The sequence below is a fragment of the Rhodomicrobium udaipurense JA643 genome (assembly GCF_000636015.1).
Taxonomy (GTDB): Bacteria; Pseudomonadota; Alphaproteobacteria; order Rhizobiales; family Rhodomicrobiaceae; genus Rhodomicrobium; species Rhodomicrobium udaipurense.
This window is the reverse complement of sequence record NZ_JFZJ01000080.1, coordinates 1-15,362: the sequence shown is the minus strand read 5'-3', so window position 1 is coordinate 15,362 and position 15,362 is coordinate 1. Positions and strand designations below refer to the sequence as shown.

Here is a 15,362-nt window from a genome sequence, read left to right as displayed (position 1 = left end):
CAGTGGCGTCGACGGGCTGTCCGCCATCGCACCGGTATCGGGGCGGGACGGCGTGCGACTTGTCCGCCCGCTCCTTGGGTTTTCGAAGACGCGGCTTACCGCCTATCTGCGCGCGCGCCACGTGCCTTTTGTCCGCGATCCAAGCAACGAGAATAACGCTTTCGAGCGTGTACGCCTCCGCCTCGCCATGAAGGCGCTGGCGAATGCCGGCGTCTCGAAAGCCGCGCTCGCGCTCAGCGCCGCGCGCCTCGGACGCAGCCGCGCCGCGCTAGACGAAGCGGCCGACCGTTTCCTCGACGGGTTTTTCCGGGTGTCGCCGCTCGCGCATGGCGAGATCGACCGCGAAGCTTTCGACGCGCTGCCCGACGAAATCGCGCTCCGAGTGCTGGCCCGCGTGCTGCCGCTCGTCGGCGGTCGGGCAGAACCGCCGCGCATGATGCGCCTTGAGCGACTTCTCGAAAATTTGAGGTCAAGGAACAGCGAGGCGACGCTGGGCGGTTCGCTCGTGATCGCGGCTGCGGGTCGCCTCTCCTTCTACCGCGAGCCGGGCCGCATGAAGCCTGAACCTCTTTTTCTGGAACCCCGCGTCTCCGTGCTGTGGGATCGCCGCTTTTTGGTCTCGGCACCGACCGCTGCCGCCTGTGAGGGGCAAGTCCGGCCGCTCGGAGAGCCCGGCTGGACGGCTTGGCGCAGAGAACGCAAGCAACTCGGTCTGTCCGCCGAGGCCAACCGGCTCGCCGCGCTCGCCACGCCCGCGCTCTGGCGCGTGGACAAACTCCTGGCCGCTCCCGTGATCTCGGGCGAAGGTCATGCGTCCGCCGTTCCGTCCGTCACAGCAAAGCTTGCCCCCCCTCTTGCACGGTTTTTAACCCGCTTGCCAAACACGACCTCAAGTGCGCTTGGCAAAGACACACCCATACCCTATCTTTGAAAGGCTTGGCGCGCACCGCCTCGCTCTGTGGCTTGAAGACTGAGGCCGGTCGTCAAGTCGCGCCTTCACGCCGCGCAGACGGCACCAGAGGAAACCAACGCCTCCATGAACTCGAACTTCCGCAATCTGGCAATCTGGGTCATCATCGCGCTGCTTCTCGTGGCGCTTTTCAATCTTGTTCAGAACAATCCGCGCAGTACGCGCGCGAACGAGATGAACTATTCCCAGTTCCTGAACGACGTCGAGAACAAGAACGTGCGGGCCGTGACGCTGGCCGGCAATCAGATTGCCGGTACGCTGAACAGCGGTCAGACCTTCGTCACGATTGCTCCGAACGATCCCCAACTTGTCGACCGTCTCTACTCGAAGGGCGTCGCCATCAACGTCAAACCGGCAACCGAAGACGTGCCGTCACTTCTCGGCGTGCTTTTGAACTGGTTCCCGATGCTGCTTCTGATTGCGGTGTGGGTCTTCTTCATGCGGCAGATGCAGTCGGGCGGGGGCCGCGCGCTTGGCTTCGGCAAGTCCAAGGCGAAGCTTCTCACGGAGAAGCAGGGCCGCGTTACGTTCGATGACGTGGCGGGCGTGGACGAAGCCAAGGAAGAGCTTGAGGAAATCGTGGAGTTCCTGCGCGATCCGCAGAAGTTCCAGCGGCTCGGCGGGCGTATCCCGCGCGGCGCGCTTCTCGTAGGCCCTCCCGGCACAGGCAAGACGTTGCTGGCGCGCGCCATCGCTGGCGAGGCGAACGTGCCGTTCTTCACAATTTCGGGTTCGGACTTCGTTGAAATGTTCGTCGGCGTTGGCGCGAGCCGCGTGCGCGACATGTTCGAGCAAGCGAAGAAGAACGCGCCCTGCATCATTTTCATCGACGAAATCGACGCGGTCGGCCGCCATCGCGGCGCGGGTCTTGGCGGTGGCAACGACGAGCGCGAGCAGACATTGAACCAGCTTCTCGTGGAGATGGACGGCTTCGAGGCGAATGAGGGCATCATTCTCGTCGCCGCCACGAACCGACCGGACGTGCTCGATCCCGCGCTGCTGCGTCCGGGCCGTTTCGACCGCCAGGTGGTTGTTGCTGCACCCGATATCGTTGGACGCGAGAAGGTTTTGAAGGTTCACGTGCGCAAGGTGCCGCTGGCTCCCGACGTCGACCTCAAGGTTATCGCGCGTGGAACACCGGGCTTTTCGGGCGCGGACCTCGCCAACCTCGTCAACGAAGCCGCGTTGCTCGCGGCGCGCCGCTCCAAGCGCGTCGTTACGCAGCACGAGTTCGAGGATGCGAAGGATCGCGTGATGATGGGTGCCGAGCGCCGCTCAATGGCCATGACGGAAGAGGAAAAGCGCCTCACCGCCTACCATGAAGCAGGCCATGCGCTCGTTTCGATCTTCGCTGCGGGCAACGATCCGCTTCACAAGGTGACAATCATTCCGCGCGGCCGCGCGCTCGGCGTAACGTTCAACCTGCCGGAACGCGACCGTTACAGCATGAAGAAGCACGAGATGGAGGCCTATCTTGCGATGGTCTTCGGCGGACGCATCGCGGAAGATCTGATTTTCGGCCCCGAGAATGTGACGACGGGCGCGACGAACGACATCAAGCAGGCCACCAACATGGCGCGCGCGATGGTGACGGAATATGGCATGAGCGACAAGCTGGGCCGCATCCGCTACCGCGACAATCAGGAAGAAGTGTTCCTCGGGCATTCCGTGGCGCGCTCGCAGAACATGTCGCAAGAGACGGCGCAGCTCATCGACTCCGAGATCCGCCGCCTGATCGACGAAGGCGAGCAACACGCGCGGTCCATCCTGACCGAGCACCTCGAAGATTTGCACACGCTGGCGAAGGGTCTGCTGGAATACGAGACACTTTCGGGCCAGGAAGTCCGCGACCTGCTCAACGGCAAGCCGCCGGTTCGCGAGTTCACCATGAAGGAAGATCAGCCGAAGCGTCGCTCGGCAGTGCCGACCACGGGCGGACGCGCGCCGCGCAAGGACGATCTTGGCGGCATGGAGCCTCAGCCGTCGACGTAGCAGTGGCGAGTGTTGCCGCTGCGAAAGTATCCTCTGAATACCTGCTGAGATGGCCGCCTTCGGGCGGCCATTTTGCTTTTTGGGCGCGCCTCTCTGCTATAAGCTCAAGCAAAGGTTCATGGTTTAGGTAAGCGGCGATATGTTTCGGCGCGGTTTGATGGCTACCGCGACGCGGCGGATCCGGCTGGATGCCGACCGCCGCGCTGGCGGCTTGGCTCTCCCTTGTGATCGGCGCTGAAGCGTCGTCCCATATGTCTGGAAGCTCGCAAGCCGGTGTTTCGGTCGCCGCGAACGCGGCGGCCGCGACAATCGCCGCAACAAGCCGAGAAAGAGAGGCGAAAGTGCCAACGACATTCGACGTTCAACCCGTGCTCGCGCAAGTCGAAGCCGATTTCGCCAACGCCGTCGCGCGCTACATCGATTTCCTGCGCATCCCCTCGATCTCGACCGACCCGACTTACATGAAGGACGTGCGCCGCGCGGGCGACTGGCTCGCCGCCGAGTTTCGCGCGCTCGGCTTCGAGGCGACGCTGCACGATACGCCCGGCCATCCGATCCTCGTCGCGCACCACGCAGGCCCAAACGCTGACGCGCCGCATCTCCTCTATTACGGGCATTACGATGTGCAGCCGGTCGAACCGCTGGAAGAGTGGACCTCGCCGCCCTTCGAGCCCGCCATTGTCGACGGTCCGCACGGCAAGCGCGTGGTCGCGCGGGGCGCGGTGGACGACAAGGGGCAGGTGTTGACCATCCTTGAGGCTCTCCGCGCATGGAAGACGGTGCATGGCGCGCTGCCCGCCGAAGTCACCGTGCTGATCGAAGGCGAGGAGGAAAGCGGCAGCGTGTCGCTTCCGGGCTTCCTCGCCGCGCACGCCGAGACGCTTCGCCGCGCCGACGCCGTGCTCATCAGCGACACCAACGCCTGGGACATCGACACGCCCGCCATCACCTACCGGCTGCGCGGGAACGTCTATGTCGAGATCACGCTCAACGGCCCATCGCATGACCTGCATTCGGGGCTGTATGGCGGCGCGGTGGTGAACCCGATCAACGCGCTGACCGAGGTGCTCGGCCAACTCCACGACGCGAACGGCCGCGTGCAACTTCCGGGGTTTTACGATGGCGTGGCGGACTTGTCCGACGCGGAGCGCCGCGAGTGGGCCGCTCTGCCGTTCGACGAGAAGGGCTTCCTCGGCGAAATCGGTCTCACGCAGTCGACCGGCGAGGCGGGCTTCACCACGCTCGAACGCATCTGGGCACGCCCGACCGCCGACATCAACGGCATCTGGGGCGGCTATACCGGTGAGGGCTCGAAGACGGTGATCGCCGCGCGCGCGTCCGCGAAGGTCAGCTTTCGCACCGTGCCGAACCAGAACCCGCAGAAAATCCTCGACGGGCTGAGGGCGTTCCTCGACGCGCGCACGCCGCCCGATTCGAAATGGACCATCCGTCAGTTCGGCGCGTCGGAAGGCATCCTCGTTCCGGCCGAGGGGCCGTATATGCAGGCGGCGCGCGCCGGTCTTCAGGATGTGTTCGGCAAACCGGCGGCGATGGTCGGCGGCGGCGGGTCGATCCCGGTCGTCGGCCTGATGCAAAAGGGGCTCGGCCTCGACTCGATCCTCGTCGGCTTTGGCCTATCGGACGACCGCATTCACAGCCCGAACGAGAAATTCGAGCTGAAATGCCTCAAGAACGGCATTTTGAGCCACGCGGCGATACTCGGCCGCATCGCGGAGATCGGGAAGAAGTAAGGTAGCCCGCACGAAGTTCGCACAGCGCGGCGCGCTTATCAGAGCCGACATCCATGCTTCACGGATCATTCAGAGTACTTGATGAGTTCGAACGGGCGTCGATTTCGCAGGCCCACCGAAAGCTGACCTGCCGCTAAGTCGAAACTCTGGCAGGGCTAGCAATCTGATCGTCATGCCAATACCAAAACTCGCATCCTGAAACAGGTGTTCATCCGCAGGATTCTGCGTCTCCAACACGCGACGAGTGAGGTTTGTTGGGTCGCTTATATCCCTATAGTGTGACAGCGGATTTCTCAAGTTCATCAGTTTTCGAAATCCGACTGCATCTTCGACGGAAATCACGCCGTCGGCAACACATCGGTCCGGCGTGTCGCGAAAGGCGGGTCGATTTGGAGGAGCTTCGTTCAGGTGCGAAATAGACAAGTGCGCGGCTAGTATGTTTTCAGCCAAGGACTGGCATAGCATTACAGTGGCCATGTAGTTTCCGTGGACAAAACTCGAGCGAGCTTCGATCCAGGCATTGTACAATTTCTCCTCCCGGCATCATAGTGCCGCCTTTGCCAAGCGCGGAACACAGATCTTCCAACTGTCGAAAACGCGCCACCTTGCCAACTAGGCCGTCATGAAGGTCGACCAATAGCAGGCGAACAAGGCTGACCTCGCTAGGGGAGCCAAAGATATCAGCCTGTTCGGACACCTATACTACTCCCACTCGATGGTGCCTGGCGGCTTCGACGTCACGTCATAGACGACGCGGTTTACGCCCTTGACCTCGTTGATGATGCGCGTGGCGGTGCGGCCGAGGAAGCCCATGTCGAACGGGAAGAAATCGGCGGTCATGCCGTCGACGGAGGTGACGGCGCGCAGCGCGAGCACGCGGTCGTAGGTACGCCCGTCGCCCATGACGCCCACCGTCTGCACCGGCAGGAGCACCGAAAACGCCTGCCAGATGTGGTCGTAGAGCCCAGCCTTGCGGATTTCGTCGAGATAGATAGCGTCGGCTTTCCTCAGGATGTCGAGCTTCTCCCGTGTGACGCCGCCCGGCAGGCGGATGGCGAGGCCCGGCCCCGGGAACGGATGGCGGCCGATGAAACTCTCCGGCAGGCCGAGTTCGCGACCGAGCGCGCGAACCTCGTCCTTGAAGAGTTCGCGCAGGGGTTCCACCAGCTTCATATGCATGCGCTCGGGCAGACCGCCGACATTGTGGTGGCTCTTGATGGTCACCGACGGGCCGCCGGAGAAGCTGACGCTTTCAATCACATCGGGATAGAGCGTCCCTTGCGCGAGGAAACTCGGCGCGCCGCGTCCATCGGCGGCGATCTTTTTCGCCTCGGCCTCGAACACCTCGATGAACAGGCGGCCGATGGTCTTGCGCTTCTTCTCGGGGTCGGCTTCGCCTTCGAGCTGGCCGATGAAAAGATCCGACGCGTCCACGTGAACCAGCGGAATATTGTAATGGTCCCGGAACATGCCAACCACCTGCTCGCTCTCGCCGAGGCGCATCAGGCCGTGATCGACGTAAATGCAAGTCAGCTGGTCGCCGATCGCCTCGTGGATGAGGACCGCCGCCACCGACGAATCGACGCCGCCCGAAAGGCCGCAGATCACCCGCTCCTTGCCGACCTGCTCGCGGATCTTGCGGATCATCTCCGCGCGGTAGGCGGACATTGTCCAGTCCGACTTGAGACCGACGATCTTGTGCACGAAGTTTGAGAGGAGCTTCGCGCCGTCCGGCGTATGCACCACCTCCGGGTGAAACATGGTCGTGTAATAGCGCTTCGCTTCGTTCACGAGGATCGCAAAGGGCGCGTTCTCCGAAACGCCGATCACCTCGAAGCCCTCGGGCGCGCGGGTGACGCGGTCGCCGTGGCTCATCCAGACGGGGTAGCGCTGGCCGACCTGCCAGATGCCATCGAAAAGCGGCGAAGGCTTCAGAATCTCCACATCGGCGCGGCCAAATTCGGCGGCGTGGCCGCCTTCAACGTCACCGCCGAGTTGCAAGGCGAGCGTCTGCTGTCCGTAGCAGATGGCGAGGATTGGAACGCCGGCATCGAACACGGCCCGCGGCGCGCGGGGGCTGCCCTCTCGCGTCACCGTGTCCGGGCCGCCGGAGAGGATCACGCCTTTCGGCTTCAACGTCTCGAACGCCGCCGCCGCCGATTGATAGGGATGAATTTCGCAGTAGACACCGGCCTCGCGCACGCGCCGCGCGATGAGTTGCGTAACCTGGCTACCGAAATCGACAATGAGAACGGCATCCGTAGCGGGAAGACCGGCCAAGAGAAGCTCCACTTCTGTCCAGAAAATCGAATGGGTCCGCGCAAGCGCGAACCCACTCCTAACATAGCCTTGTTTTTGCGCGCGTAAAGCGTTCCGGCGGCAAACCGGCCGCCAGGCTTGGCGTTACTGGCAGCTCGCCACGACCGCCGTCGCGTCCGTCTTCTTGATGTTCTCGCAAGCGAAGCTGCGGAGCGGTTCGGGAAGGTTGGCGTTGATCTCTGCCCAGTAAGGCAACTCGCCCTTCGTGGTGTAAGAGGCGATGAGCCAGTAGGCGGCAACGGCGATGATGGCGAAAAGAACCAAAGAGACGATGGCCTTGAGGAAACCCATGGTGAAACTCGCTTGTCCTGAGTGTGAAAGATTGGCGAACCGGGCGCGACGCCCATCAGACGAAAGGTCAATCGCGCGACAGCCCTTTTTCACGCATGCTGCCGTCATCGTACGGCTTGCCGACGCGGCTCATGCGCGAGTGTTTATTAGATCCGTGTTGTGACTGTTTGTTTGCGGATCGGCGGCGAGCTTGGGCACCACCTCAGGGCGAATTTTAGGCAATTTTGTGCCTTTGCGACGCTTTGGCGACCTTGGGGAGCAGATTTTACATTAATTCACGCTTGGCGTATCGACCCTCATTCAAGGCTGAATGATTGACTGCGCTCGGATCAACAAGTTGCAACGTTTGCTTCGCTCGCGCCCAGTGATTCCGGATGCTTGCCGGGTTTGGAGGCCAGCATCCGATGAAACGCCTCAGGATGAACGGAGTTCCCGAGCCGCTTGGACGCGGGTTGCGAACGGCGGAGCACGGCGCCGGTCTTGGCTCGGGGTGAACTCTTCATCGCGGCAGAAGCGTCGTCCCCATCAGCGCCATGTCGATCGCATGCGCGGCCTGACGACCCTCGCGAATCGCCCAGACAACGAGCGATTGCCCGCGCCGCATGTCGCCCGCCACGAAGACCTTCGGGCGCGACGTCGCGTAGTCGCGGTCGGTTGCCTTGACGTTGCCGCGCCCGTCGAGTTCGACGCCGAGGTCGGCAAGCAATCCTTCCTGAACCGGCGAAACGAAGCCCATCGCCAGCAGCACAAGATCCGCGTCCAGCACGAATTCGCTACCGGAAACGGCCTTCATCCTGTCGTCGACGCGCACGCAGTGAAGCCGCGTGACCTCGCCCTTGGCGTTGCCTTCGAAGCGGCTCGTCATCACGCTGAACTCGCGGACTGCACCTTCTTCCTGGCTCGACGACGTGCGAAGCTTCAGCGGCCACTGCGGCCACGTCAGATCCTTGTTTTCCTTCACGGGGGGCTTCGGCATGATTTCGATCTGCGTCACCGACGCCGCGCCCTGACGAATGGAGGTGCCGATGCAGTCCGAGCCGGTGTCGCCGCCGCCGATCACCACGACGCGCTTGCCCGTGGCAAGGATCGGCTCTACATCGCCGAGCGGCTCGCCCGAAACACGCCTGTTCTGCTGCGCGAGGAAGCTCATCGCAAATTCGACGCCCTTCAACTCACGCCCCGGCACCGGAAGATCGCGCGGGCGCTCCGAACCGCCGGCCAGAAGCACGGCGTCGAAGTCTCGCTCGAGTTCTGCGACGGGCAGCGTCACGCCGACGTGGACGCCGCAGTGGAAGGTAACGCCCTCCGCCTGCATCTGCGCGACGCGCCGCTCGATGACCTGCTTCTCAAGCTTGAAATCCGGGATTCCGTAGCGCAAAAGTCCGCCCGGCATCGCGTTCTTCTCGTAGACGTGCACATCGTGGCCCGCACGCGCAAGCTGCTGCGCGGCGGCAAGGCCCGATGGACCAGAGCCGACCACGGCCACGCGCTTGCCGGTCTTCACCTCGGCCGGTTCCGGCACGATGAAGCCCTCGTCAAAAGCGCGGTCCGCGATGGCGCACTCGATGCTCTTGATGGTGACGGGCACGTCGTCGATGTTGAGCGTGCAGGCGGCCTCGCAAGGCGCCGGGCAGATGCGTCCCGTCACGTCGGGGAAGTTGTTCGTCGAATGGAGGTTTCTCGCCGCTGCTTCCCATTCGTCGTGATAGACGAGGTCGTTCCAGTCCGGGATCTGGTTGTTGATCGGGCAGCCGCGATGGCAATACGGCACACCGCAATCCATGCAGCGCGCGGCCTGACGGCTCACTTCCTCGCTCGTCGGCGGCAGCACGAACTCGCGGAAATGCCGCGTGCGCTCCGCGACGGGTGCGTAATCGCGCTCCTCGCGCTCAATCTCAAGAAAACCGGTGATCTTTCCCATTGTCTTACCCGCGCTGCATGCTGTCGGCCCGCATGCGCCAGCCGTCGTTTCCTGTTGTTCGGCGTTTCCGCCAAGCGTCGCAAGCTCCCGCTTCGTCCGGCGTCCAGCGACAAAGGGGCAGCGCCGTGGCTGCCCGCTCGCGTCGCTAGCCGGCGGCGGTGACACCGATGGAGATCTCCGCCTGCTCCGGCGGGGTTGGCGCAACCTTGAGCCGCTTCTGATTTTCGAGCGCCTTGCGATACTCCGTCGGCATGATTTTCACGAATTTCGGCAGGTACACCGACCAGTTTTCGAGAATGGTCTTCGCGCGCTCCGATCCGGTGTAGCGGCGATGGTTCTCGATCAGGCGCACAAGGCGCAGTTCGTCGTCGCGCGTCATGTCGTGCATGAGGTGCACGTAGTTGAAGCGCTCCAGCGTGTCGCCGCTCGCCTGATTGAAGGGCGACACGTCGCCCGGATCGATGGGCTCAAGCTCGACCATCGCCATATTGCAGCGCTTCGGGAACGAGCCGTCCTCGTCGAGCACATAGGCGATGCCGCCCGACATGCCCGCCGCGAAATTGCGCCCCGTCTTGCCGAGGACCACAACGCAGCCGCCCGTCATATATTCGCAACCGTGATCGCCAGTGCCTTCGACGACGGCAACCGCACCCGAGTTCCGCACCCCGAAGCGCTCGCCCGCGACGCCGCGGAAGTAGCACGAGCCCGAAATCGCGCCATAAAGCACGGTGTTGCCGACGATGATGCTTTCCTCCGGCACAACCGACGTGTTCGACGGCGGGCGCACGATCAGCTTTCCGCCCGAGAGGCCCTTGCCGACGTAGTCGTTGCCATCGCCTTCGAGATCGAGCGTGACGCCCTTCGCGACCCAGGCGCCGAAGCTCTGCCCGGCCGTGCCCTTGAGCGATATCCAGATCGTGTCTTCCGGCAGGCCCGCATAGCCGTATGCCTTGGCGACGCGGCCGGACAGCATCGCGCCTGTCGAGCGGTCGGCGCTGTGGATCGGCACTTCAAGCTTGACGGCCTTGCCCTCTTCGAGCGCAGGCTTCGCGAGTTCGATCAGCTTCCGGTCGAGCACATGCGCAATCGGGTGGTTCTGCCGCTCGCTGTGATAGCTCGCGACACCCGCCGGCATGTCCGGCTTGTGGAACATCTTCGTAAAATCGAGGCCCTGCGCCTTCCAGTGCTGGATCGCCTTCTCCTTGTCGAGCCAGTCGGTGCGGCCGACAAGCTCGTTGAAGGAGCGGACGCCAAGCGCCGCCATATATTCGCGCACCTCTTCCGCAACGAAGAAGAAGTAGTTGATGACATGCTCCGGCGTGCCCTTGAAGCGCGCGCGCAGCACGGGGTCTTGCGTGGCGACGCCGACGGGGCACGTGTTGAGATGGCATTTGCGCATCATCACGCAGCCCGCCGCGATCAGCGGAGCCGTCGCAAAGCCGAACTCGTCCGCGCCGAGAAGCGCCCCCACGAGCACGTCGCGGCCCGTGCGGATGCCGCCGTCGACCTGTAACGCGATGCGGCCGCGCAGGCGGTTGAGCACCAGCGTCTGTTGCGTTTCAGCGAGGCCGATTTCCCACGGGCTGCCGCAATGCTTGATCGAAGTCAGCGGCGAAGCGCCCGTGCCGCCCTCGAAGCCCGCGATGGTGATGTGGTCCGCGCGCGCCTTCGCGACGCCCGCCGCAACCGTGCCCACGCCCACCTCGGAGCCGAGCTTCACGCTGACGTCGGCTTCAGGGTTCACGTTCTTCAGGTCGAAGATGAGCTGCGCCAGATCTTCGATGGAGTAGATGTCATGGTGCGGCGGCGGCGAGATGAGGCCGACGCCCGCCGTAGAGTGGCGCACCTTCGCGATGGTATCGTCCACCTTGTGGCCCGGAAGCTGACCGCCTTCGCCCGGCTTCGCGCCCTGCACCACCTTGATCTGCATCATGTCGGAGTTGACGAGATATTCCGTCGTCACACCGAAGCGGCCCGACGCCACCTGCTTGATGGCGGAGCGCATGCTGTCGCCGCTCGGAAGCGGCTTGAAGCGGTCGGCTTCCTCGCCGCCCTCGCCCGTGTTCGACTTGCCGCCGATGCGGTTCATGGCGATGGCGAGCGTGGTGTGCGCCTCGCGGCTGATCGAGCCGAAGGACATCGCGCCGGTGGCGAAGCGCTTCACGATCTCGACGGCCGGTTCCACTTCTTCGACCGGCACCGGCGCGCGCCCGAGTTCGCCCGCGTCCTTGATGCGGAACAGGCCGCGAATGGTCATCAGGCGCTCGGCCTGCTCGTTGATGCTTTTCGCGAAGGAGCGATACTTATCCGGCAGATTGCCGCGCACCGCATGCTGGAGATCGCCCACGGTGTCGGGCGTCCAGACGTGATCCTCGCCGCGCACGCGATAGGCGTATTCGCCGCCGACATCGAGCGCGCTCTTGAGCACGGGCGCGTCGGAGAAGGCGAGGCGATGACGCTCGGCGGTTTCGCGCGCGATCTCTTCCAGCCCGACGCCCTCGATGGCCGTCTGCGTGCCGGTGAAATACTTGTTCACGAACTCCGAGCGAAGCCCCACAGCGTCGAAGATCTGCGCACCGCAATAGGACTGATAGGTGGAGATGCCCATCTTGGACATCACCTTCATCAGGCCCTTGCCGATGGCCTTCACATAGCGCTTCTCGGCTTCCTTCTTCGGAATCGGCTTTGAAAACTCGTCAAGCTTCGCCTCGATTGTCTCGAAAGCGAGATACGGGTTGATGGCTTCCGCGCCGAAGCCCGCGAGCACCGCGAACTGATGGATCTCGTGCGCCTCGGCCGTTTCGACCACGAGGCCGACGGACGTCCGCAGGCCCTTGCGGATGAGGTGATGATGCACAGCGCTCGTCGCGAGAAGGCTCGGGATCGGGATGCTGTCAGGCCCGGCCTCACGGTCGGACACGATGATAATGTTCCAACCCTGAAGGACGGAGGTCTCCGCGCGCTTGCAAAGGAGGTCGAGCGCGCGTTCCATGCCGGGCGCGCCGAGGTCGGCGCCGTAGGTCGCGTCGAGCGTGATGGTGCGGAACGGCGTGTCCGGGTGATCCGCGATGTGCCGGATACGCTCCAGATCCTCGTTCGTCAGGATCGGCTGCGAGACTTCGAGCCGCTTCAGCTTCCACGTGCCGTGCAGGTCGAGGATGTTCGGGCGCGGGCCGATGAACGACACGAGGCTCATGACCAGTTCCTCGCGGATCGGGTCGATGGGCGGGTTCGTGACCTGCGCAAAGTTCTGCTTGAAATAGGTGTGGAGCAGCTTCGGCCGCGACGAGAGCGCGGAAATGGGCGTGTCGGTGCCCATCGAGCCGATGGCTTCCTGCCCGGTCTCGATCATCGGCGCGAGAAGGAATTTCCAGCTTTCCTGCGTGTAGCCGAACGCCTGCTGACGGTCGAGCAGCGCCACGTTCGTCTTCGGCTGCGACGGCGCGGCAGCCGGCAGATTTTCGACGCGCACCTGACCGTGCTTCAGCCACTCCTGATAGGGGCGCATGCTGGCGAGTTCGGTCTTGATCTCGTCGTCGGAGATGATGCGGCCTTCTTCGAGGTCGATCAGCAGCATCTTGCCGGGCTGAAGCCGCCACTTGTGAACGATCTTCTCTTCCGGCACCTGCAACGTGCCCGCTTCGGACGCGAGGATGACGCGGTCGTCGGTGGTCACGATGTAGCGCGCCGGGCGCAGGCCGTTGCGGTCGAGCGTTGCGCCGACCTGCTTGCCGTCCGTGAATGCGATGGCCGCCGGGCCGTCCCACGGCTCCATGAGCGAGGCGTGATATTCGTAAAAGGCGTGCCGCTTCTCGTCCATGAGCGCGTTGCCGCCCCAGGCTTCGGGGATCAGCAGCATCATGGCGTGCGCGAGGCTATAGCCGCCCTGCAACAGAAATTCGAGCGCGTTGTCGAAGCACGCGGTGTCGGACTGGCCCTCGTAGGAAATCGGCCAAAGCTTCTGAATCTCGCCGCCAAACAGGGGCGACGAAACGCTCGCCTGCCGGGCCGCCATCCAGTTCACGTTGCCGCGCAGCGTGTTGATCTCGCCATTGTGGCAGACCATGCGATACGGATGCGCGAGCTTCCACGACGGGAAGGTGTTCGTCGAGAATCGCTGATGCACGAGCGCCAGCGCCGACGCGAACAGCGGATGATGCAGGTCGTTGTAATATTCGCCGAGCTGGTACGACAGGAACATGCCCTTGTAGACGATGGTCCGGCAGGAGCACGAAACGGGATAGAAGTTGATGTCGACGCCGATTTCGGCGCGAACGCGGTTCGAGATGATGCGCCGCGCCACGTAAAGCGCGCGCTCGAAGGCGCTCTCGTCGGAGATGCAATGCGGGCGGCCGATGAACACCTGCCGCTGGAACGGCTCGGTCGCGGTCACGATTTCCGGCAGCGACTCATTATTGACCGGCACGTCGCGCCAGCCGATGAACGGCAGCCCCTGTTCGGCGAGCACTGTTTCGACGACGGTTTCGCACTTCGCGCGAACCTCGGCGTTTTGCGGCATGAAGAGCTGGCCGACGCCATAATATCCGGGCTGCGGCAGCTTGAAGCCGTCCCGTTCGCCCTCCGCGACGAAGAAATCATGCGGGAGCTGCACGAGAATGCCGGCGCCGTCGCCCGCGAGAGGGTCGGCGCCGACCGCGCCGCGATGTTCGAGGTTGAGCAGGATCTTGAGCGCGTCCTGCACGATTGCGTGGCTCTTTACGCCCTTGATGTTGGCGATGAGGCCAAGACCGCAAGCGTCATGCTCACGCGAGGGATGATAAAGCCCCTGAGGCTCGGGAAAGCCGTGGGCGGAATGGGAGCTGTCACAGGAAGGCATCGCGGTATCGGTCATGGCTCTAGGTATTCGCAAGGGATTTTTAATGTGGAGTCGGTTCTATGTCGTTCATCGAGCGCGCTATCGAACCGTGCCGCGCGCGCGGCTATCAGCGGCGATGTTTTCGCGTTGCGGTCTTGGCCGCTTCGCTTCCGTATGTTCCGCTGTCAATGCCGCCCGTCGTCATTTTCTCGTCCCCTGCCCAGTTATCATTCAGGCACGCAAAAGCCCGATCCCGAAACGCATTTGTTTCGCTAAACAAATGGTTCACGGGCCGAGCGTTGCCCAGGCTATCGCGCCAACAGTGGAAGCGTGCCAGAATTTTAGAACCGTGACAAGTCTGCAATGCCTCGTGAGCGTGGCGAAACACCGTCGCGCCTGCGGGCGAACTCGTCACAGAAGATCCAATGCGCCGGGCCTGTAACGGCGTCGTTAGTCCCTATATAATAGCGCGCATCCCTAAGAAAACACCGCTTCGCATGGTGTTTTCTTAGGTTAAATCGATAGCTCGCTTTATGGGCAGAATCGGCGGCGATGACCTGGCGTGAAGAATTTGAAGGCACCTTCTCCCGCAGTTTGAAGGCGGTGCGCGACAATGTGCTCACGCCGCAGGCAGCGAGCGCCCCGTTCGACGAGCGCGTGGCGGAGCTTGCGAAAAGCAGGGCACCCGTGATCTGGCTCATCGGCAAGGTCCAGTCCGGCAAGACATCCATCGTGCGCGCACTAACGGGCGTTACGGCGGCGGAGGTTGGGCAAGGCTACAAGCCGTGTACGCGGACCGCGCAGATCTTCGATTTTCCCGCCGACGCGCCCGTGATCCGCTTTCTCGACACGCGCGGCCTCGGCGAAGCGGGTTACGATCCGACAGAAGACATCGCCGTGCATGAAAGCCAGGCGCATCTGATCCTCGCGGTCATGAAGGCGCTCGATCCGCAGCAGGATGCGGTCTTGAGCACCGTGAAGGCGGCGCGCGCGCGCCATCCCGGCTGGCCCGTCGTCGTGGCGCAGACCACGCTGCACGATGCCTACAAGCCGGGCGATGGCCACCCCGCCGCCTATCCCTACGGCGAGCCGGGCGCGGCGCTCGAAGTCATTGGTCCGGTGCCGCCGGATCTCGCCAGAAGCCTCGCCCACCAGCGCGGGCTGTTTGCCGATCTGCCCGGCGATGGCCTCCTGCTGTTCGTTCCGATCGATTTCACCCAACCCGACGACGGCTTCGAGCCGGTGAATTACGGCCTGCCGCAGCTTCTCGCCGCGCTCGAAAAGGCCGCGCCCGCTGGCATC

At 63.5% G+C, this 15,362-nt stretch carries 8 protein-coding genes; 4 read left to right on the top strand and 4 right to left on the bottom strand.

Annotated elements, in window-relative coordinates:
* The 3 genes from T281_RS17815 to T281_RS11740 form a co-directional block, all read left to right on the top strand.
* On the top strand, positions 1-931 hold a 931-nt coding region (locus tag T281_RS17815), incomplete at its 5' end, for a PP-loop family protein (RefSeq protein WP_276324638.1).
* A 105-nt stretch (positions 932-1,036) separates the two neighbouring features.
* Entirely contained in the window at positions 1,037-2,962 is a 1,926-nt protein-coding gene (gene ftsH / locus T281_RS11745) for an ATP-dependent zinc metalloprotease FtsH (protein WP_037239006.1), read from the top strand.
* A gap of 341 nt (positions 2,963-3,303) precedes the next feature.
* The gene (locus T281_RS11740; RefSeq protein ID WP_037239011.1) at positions 3,304-4,713 is read left to right on the top strand and encodes a dipeptidase; all 1,410 of its coding nucleotides are present in this window, start codon (positions 3,304-3,306) and stop codon (positions 4,711-4,713) included.
* Between the two features lie 702 nt (positions 4,714-5,415).
* Here the strand turns inward: T281_RS11740 and guaA are convergent.
* From guaA to gltB, 4 genes are all read right to left on the bottom strand, one after another.
* Positions 5,416-6,993 (bottom strand): glutamine-hydrolyzing GMP synthase, encoded by a 1,578-nt coding sequence (gene guaA, locus T281_RS11735; protein ID WP_037239008.1) that lies wholly within the window; start codon positions 6,991-6,993, stop codon positions 5,416-5,418.
* Between the two features lie 123 nt (positions 6,994-7,116).
* A complete protein-coding gene (locus T281_RS11730) occupies positions 7,117-7,323 on the bottom strand; it encodes a hypothetical protein (protein WP_037239003.1) in 207 nt (68 codons plus the stop codon).
* Positions 7,324-7,822: 499 nt separating this feature from the next.
* On the bottom strand, positions 7,823-9,244 hold the full coding sequence (locus tag T281_RS11725) for a glutamate synthase subunit beta (protein WP_037239000.1): 1,422 nt from the start codon (positions 9,242-9,244) through the stop codon (positions 7,823-7,825).
* A 145-nt stretch (positions 9,245-9,389) separates the two neighbouring features.
* The gene (gene gltB / locus T281_RS11720; protein ID WP_037238998.1) at positions 9,390-14,096 is read right to left on the bottom strand and encodes a glutamate synthase large subunit; all 4,707 of its coding nucleotides are present in this window, start codon (positions 14,094-14,096) and stop codon (positions 9,390-9,392) included.
* Between the two features lie 516 nt (positions 14,097-14,612).
* Between gltB and T281_RS11715 the strand changes: the two genes are divergently transcribed.
* The coding region (locus T281_RS11715; RefSeq protein WP_037238994.1) for a GTPase family protein at positions 14,613-15,362 on the top strand (750 nt) is incomplete at its 3' end.

Excerpts from the sequence above, each read along its gene's own strand:
- ftsH (WP_037239006.1), top strand. The coding sequence starts at position 1,037 with ATGAACTCGAACTTCCGCAATCTGGCAATCTGGGTCATCATCGCGCTG.
- T281_RS11730 (WP_037239003.1), bottom strand. The coding sequence starts at position 7,323 with ATGGGTTTCCTCAAGGCCATCGTCTCTTTGGTTCTTTTCGCCATCATC.
- T281_RS11725 (WP_037239000.1), bottom strand. The coding sequence starts at position 9,244 with ATGGGAAAGATCACCGGTTTTCTTGAGATTGAGCGCGAGGAGCGCGAT.
- gltB (WP_037238998.1), bottom strand. The coding sequence starts at position 14,096 with ATGACCGATACCGCGATGCCTTCCTGTGACAGCTCCCATTCCGCCCAC.